Consider the following 15069-nt stretch of genomic DNA (forward strand, 5'->3'; position numbering starts at 1 on the left):
CGAAATGACCTTCGTCAGCGTGGGCCGTACGGGTCCACAATGGGCGCATGGACCACGCGACCCCCCTGGAACAGGCGCTGCACGTCGCCCGCGCACTTGTTCTCGCCGATCTCGCCGCCGGCGAGGTCGCCGACGCCGATGTCGTCTCCCTCGTCGAGGACTCGGTCACGCACCGCCGGTGGTGGGTGGAGCAGTGGCCCGAGGGGGTCGACTACCTTTCCGGACTCGTCGCCCAGGACGTGCAGGACGCGCTGCTGGAGAAGTACGGACGCTGGCCGCTGTGCCCGGTCTGCTCGCACGGCGATCCGCACGCGCTGGACGTGGAGCCGGAGTTGGGGCCGGACCCGCACTGGGTGTGCGGCAAGGCCGGGGTGAAGGTCGCCGCGGTGGGCGCCCTCGGCCCCGTGTTCGGCGCCGGCCGGTGAGCCGCCGGTGACGCTCTACATCGACCCGCCGACCTGGCCGGGCCACGGCCGCATGTGGTCGCACCTGGTGAGCGACGTCTCGTACGAGGAGCTGCACGCCTTCGCGGCGTCGATCGGCTGCCCGGCGAAGGCGTTCGAGCGGGACCACTACGACGTGCCGTCGCACCGCTACGCGGACGCGGTGGGCGCGGGCGCGGTGGAGGTCGGCAGCAAGGAGCTGGTCCGCCGCCTGACGGCCGCGGGCCTGCGCCGCCCGAAGGGCCGCCCGGCGGCGTAGGGGGCGTCGTCGAAGACCCGTCTGGCCGGCGGGTCAGCGGGTGGCGGCCCGTTCGGCCGCGGCCGCCGCAGGGGCCGGGGCCGAGGAGGCGATCACGCGGGTCGGGGGCTGGGGCGCCCGGGTGTGCAGGCGCAGGGCGACCGCGCCCAGGGCGATGGCCGTCACCGTCATCGCCGCGCCCGCCCAGGCGGGTGCGGCGAAGCCGCGGCCGGCGTCGATGACGGCGCCGCCGAGCCAGGGTCCGCCCGTGTTGCCCAGGTTGAACGCGGCCGTCGTGGTGGCTCCGGCCAGGGTCGGGGCGGCGCCCGCCACGTTGAACATGCGGGCGTTGAGGGCCGGCGCCGTGGCGAACGCCGAGACGCCGATCAGGAACGACAGTCCCACCGCGGCCACGGCCGAGGAAGCGAAGAGGGCCAGCGCCACGAGGAAGAGCGTCGAGGCGGTGATCCCCCACAGCATCACGCCGAACAGGTGCGCGTCCGCGATCCGCCCGCCGATCGTCGTGCCGACGAGCGCGCCGATCCCGAACAGCGCGAGCACCCACGGCACCCAGCCGGCGTCCAGTCCGGCGACATCCGTGAGCAGCGGCGACAGGTAGCTGAAGGCGCAGAAGACCCCGCCCGCGGCCAGCGCCGTGATGCCGATCGACAGCCACACCTGGCGGTCACGGTAGATGCGCAGCTCCCGCGCGAGGGTGGGGCGTACGGCGGGCCGCGGGATGTCCGGGATCAGCGTCAGGATGCCGGCGAGGGCGACCGCCGAGGCCGCGCCGACCGACCAGAACGCGGACCGCCAGCCCAGGTGCTCCCCGAGGAAGGCGCCGGCGGGGACGCCGAGGACGTTGGCGATGGACAGGCCGCCGATCATGACGGCCATGGCGCGGGCGCGCTGGTCCTTCTCCACCATCGCGATGGCCACGGCGGCTCCGACCGCCCAGAAGCCGGCGCAGGCGAGCGCGGAGACGACGCGGGAGGCGAAGAGGAGCTCGTACGAGGGGGCCAGCGCGCCCGCGACCTGCCCGAGGCCGAAGAGGCTGATGAGGGCGATGAGGGTGGTGCGGCGCGGGAGCCGCAGGGTGGCCACCGCCAGCAGCGGCGCTCCGACGACCATGCCGATCGCGAAGGCCGATATCAGCAGGCCGGCCTGCGGGATGGTGACGTCCATGTCCCGCGCGATGGGCGGCAGCAGCCCCGAGAGCATGAACTCGCTGGTCCCGAGCGCGAACACGGACAGGCCGAGGACGTAGACGGCGACGGGCATGCGGGAGCGTGCTGCGGCGGAGGGCATGCTCTGCACAAACCGCCGCGAAGCGGTTCTCATTCCCGGTCGGCGGGACCGGTGCTCAGATCGGCGAGCTCGGCGGCCAGGTTGCGGCGGGCCGGGGCCTCCCAGTGCGCGGTGCCGTACGGGGTGCGGAAGAGCCGGGGCAGGCCTGTCAGCTGGCGCAGTACGGCGGCCCGGCCGGCGCGGAAGGCGTCCTCGGGGACGAAGCCGTACTCGGCGCGGACGGCGGCGACGTACGCCGCGTACGCGTCGGGCGCGCCCGCGAGCACGGCCAGGTCGGCGTCGCAGAGCACCTCGCCGTTGGTGTCGCCGGGGGCGGGGTCGTGGGTGACGGTGAGCCGGACCAGCCGGGCCACCTCGGCGGTGCGGGCCGCGTCGATGCCGAGCTCGGGCAGGGCGCGCTCGGCGAGGGCCGCGCTGCGCTCCTCGTTCTCGGAGCGGTCGGGGCGGTAGACGGCGTCGTGGAACCAGGCGGCGAGCTCGACGGCGGCGGGGTCGGCGGCGTGCGCGGCGAGCACGTCGATCCGGGCGAGCACGTCGGCCAGGTGCGCGGTGGTGTGGTACCGGCGCTGGGGCTCGGCCCAGGCGGCGAGGAGCCGGTCGGCGTACGGGTCGGGATCGTGCCCGGCGGCCGCGCCGGCGGCGGTGGTGGTCGCGTGCCAGCGGGCGCGGAGCGGGGCGGTGTCCATGCGGTCCATGCGCACATTGTGCGGGTGGCGTGATTGTGCTGGTGGAGGGTGGGCGGAGGCCCGTACCCTGGATATTGGACTAGACCTATTTTCCATACCAGCAGCTTTCCGGAGGAGTGGGGCCCAATGAGCAACCGTGCAGTCCTGGAGGTGATCGCCCTCGACGCGGAGGACGCGGTCGCGGCCCAGGAGGGTGGGGCGGACCGCCTCGAACTGGTCACCGACATGGCCGCCGACGGGCTCACCCCGCCGCGCGAGACCTTCGCGGCGATCAGGGCGGCGGTCGACATCCCGCTGCGCGTGATGCTCCGTACGGCCGACGGCTTCGCGGCGGGCTCGGCCGCGGACGTGGAGCTGCTGGCCGCGCGGGCGCGGGCGCTGCGGGCGGAGGGCGCGGAGGAGTTCGTCCTCGGCTTCCTGGCCCCGGACGGCGGCCCCGACCTGGCCGCGATCGAGGCGGTCGTGGCGGAGCTGGGCGGCTGCAAGTGGACCTTCCACCGGGCCATCGACCGGGCCGCGGACCGGGACCAGCTGCGCAAGGCGCTCGCGGAGCTGCCGGAGTCCGCCGCGCCGGACACGTACCTGACGGCGGGCTCGGCGACCGGGGTCGACGCGGGGCTGCCGGTGCTGCTGGCCGAGGCGGCGCGGCGGGGCGAGCCGGGGTACACGGCGCAGATCCTGGTGGGCGGCGGGCTGACGCTGGCCCACCTGCCGGTGCTGCGGGCCGCAGGGATCGACGCCTTCCACATCGGCGGCGCGGCCCGGCCCGACGGCTGGACGGGCCCGGTCTCGGCCTCGGCGGTGGCCGACTGGAGGGCCGCACTGGCGTAGGCGTACCGCCGGGCCCGCACCGGAGGCGGGCCGTTCGGCAGGCGGCCGGTGCCGGGCGGGCACCGGCCGCCGTACGCCTCACACCCCGGCGAGCGCCTCGGGCAGCGGGTCCGCGTACAGGGCCGTCAGGCCCGACACCGCGCGGGTGAGGCAGACGTACAGGCGCCGCAGGCCCGTGCGCTCGTCCGGCTCGCCCGCCACGATCGCGGCGGGCTCGTCCAGGACCACGTAGTCGTACTCCAGGCCCTTGGCCAGCGAGGCCGGGACCAGCGTCAGGCGCGCGTGCGCCGTCGTCTCCTCGCCGGGCGAGAGGTAGGCCATCCCCGCCGCCTCCAGCGCCGCCCCCAGCTCCTGGATCCGGGCGTCCGCCGCGATCAGGCCGACCGAGCCCTCGTGGCCCAGCGAGGCGCGGCAGGCCCCGATCACCGAGGCGGTCAGGTCCGCGGGATCCGCCGCCGGCGCGACGACCAGCGAGCCCGGCGTCTCACGCACCGAGGAGACCGGGGCCAGCCCCGGCGAGATCGACGGCAGCAGCCGCGAGGCGTACGCGATCACCTCGCGCGGCACGCGGAAGCCGGCCGTCAGCTCCTCCAGCACCGCCTCGGGCTTGCCCAGGTGCGCCAGCGCCTCGTCCCAGCTGCGCGTGGCCCACGGGGTCGTGCCCTGCGCGAGGTCGCCCAGGACCGTGGCCGAGCCGGTCGTACAGCGCCGCCCGACCGTCCGGTACTGCATCGGCGACAGGTCCTGCGCCTCGTCGAGGACGACATGGCCCAGCGAGTGCGTGCGCTCCACGAGGTCCGCCGCCTCGTCGATCAGGACCAGGTCGGCCGCCGACCACTTCGCCGACTTCACGCTGCGGAAGGGCTTCGCCCACAGCAGCAGCCGCTGCTCCTCGTCCGAGAGCACCCCCTGCGCGTGCTCCGCCAGGAACTCCGCGTCCGACAGCAGGCGCAGCACCAGCTTGGCCGGGTCCACGGCCGGCCACACCGCCTTGACCGCCGCCTTCACGGCGGCGCTGCGCGCCACCGCGTCCTGGACGCGGTCGTCCGGCGCCTCGCCCGCCTGCTCCATCCGTACGAGCACGGTGTGCGCGATGCGCTGCGGCAGCGCGTCGCGGGCGGCGCCGTAGCGGATGTCCCGGTCGAGGAGTTCGGTCACGATCTCCGCCAGCTCGTACGCGGGCACCCGCCACCGGCGCGAACCGCGCACCACCATCAGCGGCTCGGAGGGCGGGGTGACGTGCGAGCGGACCGCGCGGCGCAGCACCTCCGCCATGCGGGCGTCGCCCTTGACCACGGCCGTCGCGGCGGCGTCGGCGCCGCGGATCTCCAGGCCGTCGCGGGAGACGAGGTCCTCCACGGTGGCCTGCTTGACCTCCAGCTCACCGAGGGCCGGCAGGACCTGCTCGATGTACTGCAGGAAGGAACGGTTCGGCCCGATGACGAGCGTTCCGGTGCGGGCGAGCCGCTCGCGGTGGGCGTACAGCAGGTACGCGACGCGGTGCAGGCCGACCGCCGTCTTGCCGGTGCCGGGGCCGCCCTGCACGCAGACGGACCCGGACAGGCCGGAGCGGACGATCTCGTCCTGCTCGGGCTGGATCGTCGCGACGATGTCGCGCATGGGGCCGACGCGCGGGCGCTCGATCTCCTGCTGGAGCAGCTTGCTGACGGCGGCCGCCTCCGAGGGGTCGGAGAGGTGCTCGTCCTCGTACGCGGTGAGCTCGCCGCCGGTGTAGCCGAAGCGGCGGCGCAGGGCGATGTCCTGCGGATCGTTCTTGGAGGCGCGGTAGAACGGCTGGGAGACCGGCGCGCGCCAGTCGATCACCATCGGATCGCCGTCGGCGTCGTGGACGTGCCGCCGGCCGATGTAGAACTGCTCGCCCTCCGCGCCTTCGGCGAGGTCCGCGCCGGGTGCGTGCAGGTAGTTGAGGCGGCCGAAGAAGAGCGGGGTGTGCGCGAGGTCTGCGAGGGCCTTGATCCGGTCGTCGATCTGGGCCTGGAGGACGATCGCGTTGACCCAGTTCGCGGTGACGTCACGGATGTCGAGGGCCTCGACGTCCTCGCGCATGGCGCGCAGGGCGGAGCGGGAGGCGGTGAGGTGGGCCTGCTCGCGGGCGAGGGGGTGGTGGGCGCCGGAGCCGCTGTCGCTGTCGTCGTCGATGCCGGTTTCGGGGGCGTGCGCGGACACGGAAATGCCTCCAGCTGCTGATCGGTACGGAACGATGCCCGCCGGTTTCCGTCCGGCGGGCGGCTCTCCCCGAAACGGCGGCGGGAGGCGGCAAGAGCGGAGATTGTAGTCAGTGCGCAGGCGCGGCGCTAACGGATTCACCGGCGGGAGGTCCCTCCGCGGGGGTAGGCCCGTCCGGGTGTCGTACCGGGGAGTGTCAGACCTGGGACAGAGCCACTAGGGGACGGCATGGGCCGGGAGGAGGAGGCGGGAGGGCCTGCGATTCCACCCCGAGACCGATGTGATATTCGGGACGAAAATGCACCATGGATACATGAGCACCGCAACCTTCACCCCGATCCGGGGCGGCCGCCCTAGCGGCGCCACCGCCACCTCCGACTCCCGCCCCCGCCACCTGGTGGGCAACGCCCTGCGTGCAGCGAAGGTCTTCGCCTCCGCGGCCGTGAGCGTGGTCGTGCTGGGCGAATACGCCGAGGACGCGGGCGTCATACGCCGCTGACCAGCGGCCCCGGGCCTGCCCTGGGCCTGCCTCGGGCCTGCCTCGGTCCCGCTCCGGGCCTGCCCCCATCCCGCCCCGGGCACGCCCCGGGTCCGCGTACGGCCGCACGGGCCGGGCGGCGGGCTGGCCGGATAGCGGCGGGGCGTCCACGGTGATCCACTAGGGTCACGCGCGTGACCCGGAGTCTCCCTTCCAGCCCCCCGACGTCGCCCCTGGTCGGCGTGCTGGTCACGGGCTCGCTCCTCGTGCTCGGCGTGCTCTGCATCGTGGTGCGGATCCCGATCGCCGACGGCCTCGCCGCCGGTTTCAGCGCCGCCGAGTGGCGCCCTCCCTCGGCGTACCCGCCCTTCGCGGCGATCCTGTTCACCCCGGCCGCCTGGCTGCCCGCCGGGGTCCTGAAGGCCGTCTTCGTGCTCGGCAACGCGGTCCTGCTGGCCCTGCTGCTCCTGATGTCCTGCCGCCTCGCGGGACTGCGGGCCCGGCCCGGGCCCGTCCTGGGGGCCACCATCGCCGGGCTGTGGGTGGAGCCGCTGTTCCAGAGCCTGCTCGCCGGGCAGATCAACCTGGCGCTGGCCTGCCTGGTCCTGTGGGACCTGCGCCGGCCCCGCGGCGCCCTCGGCAAGGGCTTCGCGCTGGGCACGGCCGCCGGGATCACCCTGACCCCGGCGCTGTTCATCCCGTACCTGCTGCTGACCGGCCGGGTCCGGGCCGCTCTGACGGCTTCGGGCGCCCTCGCCGGGACCGCCCTGCTCGGCCTGCTGGTGCTCCCGCAGGACTCCGCCGCCTTCTGGGCCCGCCACCTGCCCGCCCCGGGCCGGGCCCTGCTGTCGGACTGGCCGCACCTGTGGGTCTGGTCCCTCCCGCTGCTCGCCCTCCTGGCCCGGACGGCGGCCCGCCGCCGCCCGAAGCCGCGGCCGGACCTCGTCCTGTTCCCGCTCCCGCTCCGCAGGTCACCCCTCGGGCAGCAGGATGTCCGCGTCGTCGAGGATCCGCGGCCCGGCCACGACGGCTGAGGCGGGCCGGGCCTCACGTCCGGTCAGCCGGTCAGCCGGTCAGCCGGTCAGTCCGTCGGGCCGTCGGCCGTCAGGAGGTCGTCGGCGTCCATGATCCGGTAGGCGTAGCCCTGTTCGGCCAGGAAGCGCTGGCGGTGGGCGGCGAAGTCCTGGTCGATCGTGTCGCGCGCGACGACCGAGTAGAACCGCGCCTCGTGGCCGTCCGCCTTCGGGCGCAGTACGCGGCCCAGCCGCTGGGCCTCCTCCTGGCGGGAGCCGAACGTACCGGACACCTGGATCGCGACCGTGGCCTCGGGCAGGTCGATCGAGAAGTTCGCGACCTTCGACACCACCAGCACGCTGATCTCGCCCTCGCGGAAGGCGTCGAAGAGCTTCTCCCGCTGCGCGTTCGAGGTCTCGCCCTTGATGACGGGCGCGTCCAGGTGCTCGCCGAGCTCGTCGAGCTGGTCGATGTACTGACCGATGACCAGCGTCTGCTCGCCCTTGTGCTTGGCGACGAGCGCCTCGGTGACCTTCCGCTTCGTCGCCGTCGTCGCGCAGAAGCGGTACTTCTCCTCCGTCTCGGCGGTCGCGTACGCCAGCCGCTCGCTCTCGGTCAGGTTCACCCGGACCTCGACGCAGTCCGCCGGCGCGATGTAGCCCTGTGCCTCGATCTCCTTCCACGGCGCGTCGAACCGCTTCGGGCCGATCAGCGAGAACACGTCCGACTCGCGGCCGTCCTCGCGGACCAGGGTCGCGGTCAGGCCGAGCCGCCGCCGGGCCTGGAGGTCGGCGGTGAACTTGAACACCGGCGCCGGCAGCAGGTGCACCTCGTCGTAGAGGATCAGGCCCCAGTCCCGGGAGTCGAACAGCTCCAGGTGCGGGTAGACGCCCTTCCGCTTCGTCGTCAGGACCTGGTACGTGGCGATCGTGACCGGCCGGATCTCCTTGCGGGTGCCGGAGTACTCGCCGATCTCCTCCTCCGTCAGCGAGGTCCGCTTGACCAGCTCGTGCTTCCACTGGCGGGCCGAGACGGTGTTCGTGACCAGGATCAGCGTCGTGGCCTTGGCCATCGCCATGGCCCCGGCGCCGACCAGCGTCTTCCCGGCGCCGCAGGGCAGCACGACCACGCCCGATCCGCCGTGCCAGAAGCCCTCGACGGCCTGCTGCTGGTACGGCCGCAGCGCCCAGCCGTCCTCCACGAGGTCGATGGCGTGCGCCTCGCCGTCGACGTACCCGGCGAGGTCCTCGGCCGGCCAGCCCAGCTTCAGCAGGGTCTGCTTGATCTGCCCGCGCTCGGAGGGGTGCACGGCGACGGTGTCGGGGTCGAGCCGGGCCCCGACGAGCGGGGTGATCCGCTTGGAGCGCAGGATCTCCTCCAGCACGGGCCGGTCGGTGCTGGTCAGGACCAGCCCGTGCACGGGGTGCTTGGAGAGGGTGAGGCGGCCGTAGCGCGCCATGGTCTCGGCGACGTCGACGAGCAGCGCGTGCGGGACGGGGTAGCGGGAGAACTCGACGAGCGCGTCGACGACCTGCTCGGCGTCGTGCCCCGCGGCCCGCGCGTTCCACAGGCCGAGCGGGGTGATCCGGTACGTGTGGATGTGCTCGGGGGCCCGCTCGAGCTCGGCGAAGGGGGCGATGGCCCGCCGCGCCGCCCCGGCGAGCTCGTGGTCGACCTCGAGAAGCAGTGTCTTGTCGCTCTGGACGATGAGAGGCCCGTTCACAAACGTCCCTTTCCTGCGGGGGTGGCCGACCGGGCGCGGACGGCCAAACCTCCAGTCTGCCGCATCCGCCCGGTGGGGGGACAGCCATGGCCGTGCGGCCGCGTACGAGCCGCCGCGCGGCCGCCGCTCACCGCACGAGGGGAACGCACCCCTCACGGTCCGGGTGAGCACGGGAAAGGGGCCCGGCACTTGGTGTGCCGGGCCCCTTCGCCGTGGTGCGGGTGATCAGACGCGCGTCGCGCGGCGGCGGCGGGCGCCGAACCATGCGGCGGCGCCGCCGAGGCCGACGAGGACGGCGGCCAGGCCGGAGTACAGGGCGGTGTTCGAGTCGGCGCCGGTGCTGGCCAGGGAGCCCGTGGCGCCGGTGGCCTTGGTGTTGCTGTTCGCGGCGACCACGGCGGTCGCGGAGGCCGAGGCGGACGGCGACGGGCTCGTGGACGGCTGCGTGGTGGCGGACTTGCTCGGGGTCGGCGAGGGCGACGTGGCCGTGGTGGCCGGGGCGAGCTGGAACTTCGTCTCGCTGCCCGCGAACTCGTAGGTGTTGCCCTCGGCCAGGCCGATGCCGGACTGCAGGGTGATGTCGGTGGCCTTCTTGAAGTCCGTGTTCGGGCCCAGCGAGGTCCGCAGGTGCACGATGCGCTCGCCGGCGGCGGCGCTGAAGCCCTTCGGGATCGTCGGCAGGTCGAAGTTGTACGGGTCGGAGGTGTTCACGCCCTGCCACTTGCCGTCCACCAGCATCTCCAGCTGGAGGTTGGGCACCTTGACGTTGGTGCCGAAGTTGACGCCCACCGACGTGCGCAGCGCCGTGCCGAACTCGCCGTCGCCGGTGAGCCGGTAGCTCAGGTCCATCTCGCGGCACTGGAGGGCCGGGACGCCCTTGCAGTCTCCGACGTTCTTGAACGCGGTCTCCAGCTTGCCCTTCTTGACCGACGGCTCCGTCTTGAACGTCAGGCTGGCGGCGCCGTCGTCCGCCACCTCGCCCGTGTAGCTCGTGGCCGTCAGCTTGAAGTCGCCGTTGGTGGTCGGGTAGCTCTTGCCGAGGCCCATCGTGACCTTCCAGGTGAGCTTGGCGCCCGCCGGGATCTCGAAGCCGTCCCCGAGCGGCTTGCCCGCCTGGTGGAACATGCCCTGCCACTCGCCGTCCTGCTGCCCGATGAAGGACTCGGTCGCCGGCGCGGTCACGCCCTCGACCTTGAAGGTGACGTCGCTCTGCTGGAGCGGGCTCGCGCCCGCGCCCTCCAGGAGGATCCAGGGGTGGAACGAGCTCGGCTTGTCCGCGGGGTTGGAGACCGTCAGCTCGAAGGTCTCCGTCGCGCCGCCCCGGGTCAGCGGGCCGCTCGGTGCGGGGGCGCCCATCGTGATCTTCAGCGCGTGCAGGTTCTCGGCGGCCGGGGCGGCGTACGCCGACAGCGGCATCAGGACGGTACCTGCGACGGCGGCGACGACGGCGGTGGCGGCCGCGGAGCGGACGGTGCGGCGGGTGATGGTGCGAGCGGACATGGTGGACTCCCCCCAAGGAATCACGAAGGCAGGCGAGCAGCGCGGAGCGGTGGCGGCCGGCAGGGCAGACGGAAGAGGACGTGCGAGGTGCCGCGGCGGAGCGCCGGTGGCGGGTGGTGCGGGGTTCTCGCTCCGGCGCCGGTTCGACTTCCTCGGCCGCTTGCTGCGATGAACTGATCTTCACACATCGTGGATCACCAATCCATCGCCCCTCTGTCACCGCTCTGCAACAGGGACCGGAAGGCCTCCCACCCCATCTGAGCTGCGAAAACGATGCCTCGCATTCCGCTTTTCGGATCGCGTTCCGGCTACGCGCCCAGGTGCTCCAGCGGCCCCGCCGGATACGGTGTCTCCACCGGCAGCAGCGCCCGCGCAGCGCCCTCGTCCCCCGAGCGGACCAGGCCGTGGATCTCCCGGGCCAGCGGGGTCACGTCGCGGATCGAGACCGTCCATTCGTCGGCGTACGCGCGCGAGGTGGGTCCGGACAGGCCCAGCTGGAGCGAGCGGTGGGGCAGCGGGTTCAGGTGCAGATCGCGCTCCGGGTCCCACTGGACGCGGGCACTGCTCCCGCGCAGCGCCCGCTGCCAGGCCTCGTGGTCGGCGTGGGTGCCGCGTTCGAAGTGCGACAGGCAGGCGTCGCGCAGCGCGCGGTCGAAGCCCTCGCGGGTGATCTCGACGGCCAGCACCGTCTCCTGCTCGGCCTTGGCGGCCCAGCCGCAGCGGTACATCATCCACAGGAACGACGGCTTGATCCACGTCATCCGCTCCCGCTTCCAGGCGGGCGGGAACCGGCCGTCGCGGGCCGCGGGCAGTCCCAGCGCGGGTGAGTACGCCTGGTAGACGGTCACCGTGGTGTCGGTGTGGGCGGCCCTGATCTGCCGGTTGGCTCGTACTTCTTGCATGGGCACAAGGGTGCTCGGCGCCGGCCCGGGGCCGCCAGCCGTTTTACAGGTGCTCCTCCGCCAGCTCCGCGACCCCCGTGATCCGGTGCAGCGCGTACGTCCGCACCTCGTCGGCCGTGTGGTCGTACCCCGTGACGAAGCCGCCCTCCACCCGGACCGGGGCGATGACGCGCTGGCTCGCCGCGCCGTCCGCGTTCACGTACCCGATCCACACCGCCGTCCCGGTCAGCGCGGCCGCCTGCACCGTGGCCAGGGTCTCCGCCGCGCTCGTACGCGGGAGTTCGCCCGCCAGAACCCCCGCCGACGCGGCAGCAGGCTCCTTGCGCACCGCCGTCGCCGCCAGGTCGCCCGCGCGGATCGCCCGGACGGCCGCCCCCAGCAGCGTCACGTCCGGTACCGGCGGCCCGTCCGGCACCGGGACCGGCGCCGATCTCGCCGGCGTCCGGTGGGCGTCGGCCCGCGCCACGACCACGTCCCCGGTCGACGATTCCGCGGCCGGCGCGTAGCCCATCGCCCGCAACCCGTCGAGCAGCGCCCCCGGTTCGGCCTGCGCCGCCAGCACCGTCGGGGCCAGGCGCCGCAGCCCGAGCCCGGCGGAGCGCCGGTCGGCCAGGATCTCGTTCAGCATGCCGTCGTCGTCGCAGCGCACGTACGAGGAGGCCGCGCCGACCCGCAGGTGCCCGTGCCGGCGCGCCACGTCGTCGATCAGGTAGGCCAGCGGCTGCGGAACCGGCGTGATGCTGTGCTCGGCGAGGAAGGCGTGCAGGTCGGACGCGGTCCGCCCGGAGTCCAGCGCCCGCCGTACGGAGCCGGGCGTGAAGCGGTAGACGGTCGCCCCGCCCTTGGACTCCACGTCCGCGAGGACGGCCAGCACATCGCCGAGCCCCCGGCGCAGCGGCCCGGGCGCCACCGCCGTCAGGTCGGCCTGCAGCAGTACGTGGTCCACCGGCTCCGGGAACAGCGGCGCGAGCAGCGGCGCCGGATCGCGGTGCTCCAGCAGCGCGCGGCCGTGCGCCGAGAGCGCGCCGCGGCCGGTCACCCCGAGCACCTCGGCCTCGGTCAGCGTCCACCGCGCGAGGCGGGCGCGCAGCGCGCTCGTCCCCCGTACGGGCCGCTCCCAGTCGAGCCGGGCGAGCAGGGTGTCGGGGGCCGCGGAGGCGCCCTCGGGTAGGGCCGCGAGGAGTTCGAGGACGCGCCGGCGCACCTCGGGGGCGGCGGAGCGGTCCAGATCGGGGCCCAGCGTGGACAGGGTGCGGCCCTTGGCGTCCTGATCGCCGATCAGGCCGGCGGTCCGGGTGGCCGGCAGCCAGGCGGCGGCGAGGGCCGACCACCGCTCGGCGGGCGGGAGTTCGACCCAGTCGTCGAAGGCGGGCGTGGGGGCGTACCGCTCGTCGGCCTCCCCGTCGCTGGCCAGCAGCCCGGCCGCATAGGCGAGTTCGATCCAGAACGCGGCCGCCGGCTCGGTGGCGTCCAGGGTGGCCGCGGTCCGCTTCAGGTCCCGTACGGAAAGGCCTCCGGCCCGCAGCACCGGCGGCCCGGTGTGCTCCCAGGACTTCACCAGCTCCTCGACGGTGGCCAGCGCGGCCAGCGCCTGCCCGGCCGCGTTGGCGTCCACAAGCTGTGGACGGTGCTCGCGGTCGGCGGGCACGGCCGGGGCCAGCGGCTCCGTCGCCCGGTGCGCGAGGCCGCCGCGCAGGTGCAGCGCCACCTCACGGGGCAGTACGACGGTCCGCGCCGAAGCCGGCAGCAGCAGCCCGCGGTCGCGCAGCCACCGCACGGGCGGGGTCGGGTTCGGCGTGACCTCCCCGTACGGAGGCCCCCACACGAGCCGTCCGAGCACCTGGTGGGCCTCCGCGGGGGCCTCGTCCAGCAGCGCCGACATCCGTTCCGGGTCGTTGAACAGGCCGGTCAGCGCCGTCACGGCCGACACCGCGTCGTGCGTGGCGGGCAGCCCGGCGGCCGCCACGATCTCCTGGATCCGGGTCGGCGACATCCCGGCGGTGGCCTCGGCGACGGTCGGCCCGAGGCCCGTCGGGGAGGGCCGGCCGGCGGAGGGCGCCAGCAGCTCGCGGGCCGTGCGGACCAGCCGCAGCCGCTCGTCGTCGCCCCACACCAGGGCCTGGTCGCGCAGGGTGGCCAGGGCGCGCGGGAGTTCGGCGCGGGCGCCGTTGTCCTCGCGGGCACCGGATCCGCTGCCGTGCTCGCCGGCCAGCAGGGACTCCAGCACCGGGTACGGGCACGGGTCCGGGGCCACCGCGAGGGCCTCCGCGGTCTGCAGCGCGAACCGGTCGAGCCGGTCCAGCGCGCGGATCACCGAGGCCCGGGTGCCGGCCCGGGTGGCCAGCTGCGTGATGTCGCCCGGCACCGGGCCGAGCAGGTCCGGGCGCGCGTGCAGCAGGGCGGCGAGCGACGCGTCGTCGCGGGCGCGCAGGGCCTCGGCGAGGGAGCGCGGGGCGCTGCTCGCCGTGGCGTTCTCCGCGGCACTGCCGGGCTCGGGCAGCTCAGGCACGGTCGCCTCCATGGTCGCGTCGGCCGGTCCCCATCCGGCCAACGGTATCCGCTGAGCCCTCGGCAGCTCCACGGGCGCACGCGCTACCTTTCGGGAGGGTGGTACGGGAGGAGCCGGACATGGGGATCGAGAGCGACCATCTGGTCTACGAATATCTGAGCCGGGTCGGGGACTTGGCGCAGCGGCGGCAGCTGTCCTCCGGGGACCGGATGCGGCTGGTGGCGGGGTTGCGGGACGAGATCGACCGGCGGCGCGCCAAGTACGAGCCGGAGACCCCGGCGGCCGTGCGGCGCATCCTGGAGCGGATCGGCACGCCGGAGGAGGTCCTCGACGGCATGGGCGCGTCGCCCGCCCCGCAGACGCGGGCCGCCACCCCTGATCCGGCCCCCGCGGTGCCGACCCAGCGCGGGCCCGGCCGGCTGCTCCGCAAGGCCGTGCCGGAGCCGCGCCCGGCGGACACCGCACCCGCGCCGCCGCACCTGGCCGGGCTCGACGAACTGGGCGCCGACGACGGGGCGGAGCCCGACTGGTGGCGGGTCTCGCCGGGCCCCCACGGCGCCGGACCGCAGGTGGAGGGCTTCGCGGGCGGGATCGAGATCCCGGAGCTGTTCCGGCACCCGGAGGAGGAGAAGAAGCCGGAGCCCGCCACCGGTCCGGCGGGGGCGCCCGCCGCCGAAGGCGAATCGGCCGTACGGGGACTCGTACGGTTCCTGAAGCGGCGCCGGCAGGCCAAGGCGGAGGCCAGGGCGGCGGCCGCACCGGATGCGGGGGCCGCGCCCGGCGCCGCCCCGCGCCCGAAGCCGCACGCCTTCCTGCTGCTGGCCGCGGCCGTGCTCGTGGCCGGCGCGGTCACCGGCTCCTGGCTGCTGCTCGCCGGAGGCTGGCTCCTCGCGTACGCGTCGCGGGTGCTGGGGCCGGCCGAGCGCAAGGCGGTCGTGTTCGGGGTGCCGGGCGCCGTGTTCGCGGGCGCCGTGGTGTGGCTGTGGGGCCGTCTGGAGCGGCGCTGGGGCGCGCCGCTGACGGACGAGGGGCTGGGCGTGGTCTTCCAGGGCATGTGGCCCTGGCTGGCCCGCGTCGCGGCCGTCGCCTCGGCCCTCTACCTGGCCTGGCGCTCCCGCCGCCGCTGAGGCCGAACGGCCCGTCCGGCGGACGCCACGGGGACGGGCGCCGGCGCGCCCCCCCGGATTTCACCGTCCCGTAAGGCGGGGCCACGCCGGTGTTCCCGCCCGTCCGGGGCCGCTCGGCACAAT

General features: G+C 74.7%; 13 protein-coding genes. 6 read left to right on the forward strand and 7 right to left on the reverse strand.

Annotation, left to right across the window (positions count from 1 at the left end; all coding sequences use genetic code 11):
- Positions 1-47: 47 nt before the first annotated feature.
- Both ACFY1T_RS24340 and ACFY1T_RS24345 read left to right on the forward strand, forming a co-directional pair.
- Entirely contained in the window at positions 48-425 is a 378-nt protein-coding gene (locus tag ACFY1T_RS24340; protein ID WP_384708256.1) for a hypothetical protein, read from the forward strand.
- Positions 426-432: 7 nt separating this feature from the next.
- Positions 433-702, forward strand: a complete 270-nt coding sequence (locus tag ACFY1T_RS24345) for a DUF4031 domain-containing protein (protein ID WP_030858500.1) — start codon at positions 433-435, stop codon at positions 700-702.
- 33 nt (positions 703-735) lie between these two features.
- Here the strand turns inward: ACFY1T_RS24345 and ACFY1T_RS24350 are convergent, their stop codons facing one another.
- Positions 736-1962 carry a Cmx/CmrA family chloramphenicol efflux MFS transporter gene (locus tag ACFY1T_RS24350; protein WP_390790096.1) on the reverse strand — a complete coding sequence of 409 codons (1227 nt, stop codon included), beginning with the start codon at positions 1960-1962 and terminating at the stop codon, positions 736-738.
- A 56-nt stretch (positions 1963-2018) separates the two neighbouring features.
- The gene (locus ACFY1T_RS24355) at positions 2019-2684 is read right to left on the reverse strand and encodes a hypothetical protein (protein ID WP_390790028.1); all 666 of its coding nucleotides are present in this window, start codon (positions 2682-2684) and stop codon (positions 2019-2021) included.
- Positions 2685-2801: 117 nt separating this feature from the next.
- On the opposite strand from ACFY1T_RS24355, the gene ACFY1T_RS24360 reads away from it, so the two are divergent.
- A complete protein-coding gene (locus ACFY1T_RS24360; RefSeq protein WP_390790029.1) occupies positions 2802-3506 on the forward strand; it encodes a copper homeostasis protein CutC in 705 nt (234 codons plus the stop codon).
- A gap of 78 nt (positions 3507-3584) precedes the next feature.
- On the opposite strand, the gene ACFY1T_RS24365 is transcribed toward ACFY1T_RS24360, so the two are convergent.
- Complete coding sequence (locus ACFY1T_RS24365) at positions 3585-5573, reverse strand: HelD family protein (protein WP_390790097.1); 1989 nt, start codon at positions 5571-5573, stop codon at positions 3585-3587.
- Positions 5574-6006: 433 nt separating this feature from the next.
- Between ACFY1T_RS24365 and ACFY1T_RS24370 the strand changes: the two genes are divergently transcribed.
- Both ACFY1T_RS24370 and ACFY1T_RS24375 read left to right on the forward strand, forming a co-directional pair.
- Positions 6007-6192, forward strand: coding sequence for a hypothetical protein (locus ACFY1T_RS24370; protein WP_030858490.1), 186 nt, complete (start codon positions 6007-6009; stop codon positions 6190-6192).
- Between the two features lie 173 nt (positions 6193-6365).
- Entirely contained in the window at positions 6366-7205 is an 840-nt protein-coding gene (locus ACFY1T_RS24375; RefSeq protein WP_390790030.1) for a glycosyltransferase family 87 protein, read from the forward strand.
- Positions 7206-7252: 47 nt separating this feature from the next.
- Here the strand turns inward: ACFY1T_RS24375 and ACFY1T_RS24380 are convergent, their stop codons facing one another.
- The 4 genes from ACFY1T_RS24380 to ACFY1T_RS24395 form a co-directional block, all read right to left on the reverse strand.
- Positions 7253-8908 (reverse strand): DNA repair helicase XPB, encoded by a 1656-nt coding sequence (locus ACFY1T_RS24380; RefSeq protein ID WP_390790031.1) that lies wholly within the window; start codon positions 8906-8908, stop codon positions 7253-7255.
- 225 nt (positions 8909-9133) lie between these two features.
- Positions 9134-10408, reverse strand: a complete 1275-nt coding sequence (locus ACFY1T_RS24385) for an LPXTG cell wall anchor domain-containing protein (RefSeq protein WP_390790032.1) — start codon at positions 10406-10408, stop codon at positions 9134-9136.
- A gap of 308 nt (positions 10409-10716) precedes the next feature.
- Entirely contained in the window at positions 10717-11310 is a 594-nt protein-coding gene (locus tag ACFY1T_RS24390) for a DUF4291 domain-containing protein (protein WP_390790033.1), read from the reverse strand.
- A gap of 43 nt (positions 11311-11353) precedes the next feature.
- Positions 11354-13831 carry a helicase-associated domain-containing protein gene (locus ACFY1T_RS24395; protein ID WP_390790034.1) on the reverse strand — a complete coding sequence of 826 codons (2478 nt, stop codon included), beginning with the start codon at positions 13829-13831 and terminating at the stop codon, positions 11354-11356.
- 107 nt (positions 13832-13938) lie between these two features.
- Here ACFY1T_RS24395 and ACFY1T_RS24400 point away from each other — a divergent pair, with 107 nt between their 5' ends.
- Positions 13939-14946, forward strand: a complete 1008-nt coding sequence (locus ACFY1T_RS24400; RefSeq protein ID WP_390790035.1) for a hypothetical protein — start codon at positions 13939-13941, stop codon at positions 14944-14946.
- Positions 14947-15069: the final 123 nt, after the last annotated feature.

The organism is Streptomyces sp. NPDC001194 (assembly GCF_042896985.1).
In the GTDB taxonomy this organism is placed as follows: Bacteria; Actinomycetota; Actinomycetes; order Streptomycetales; family Streptomycetaceae; genus Streptomyces.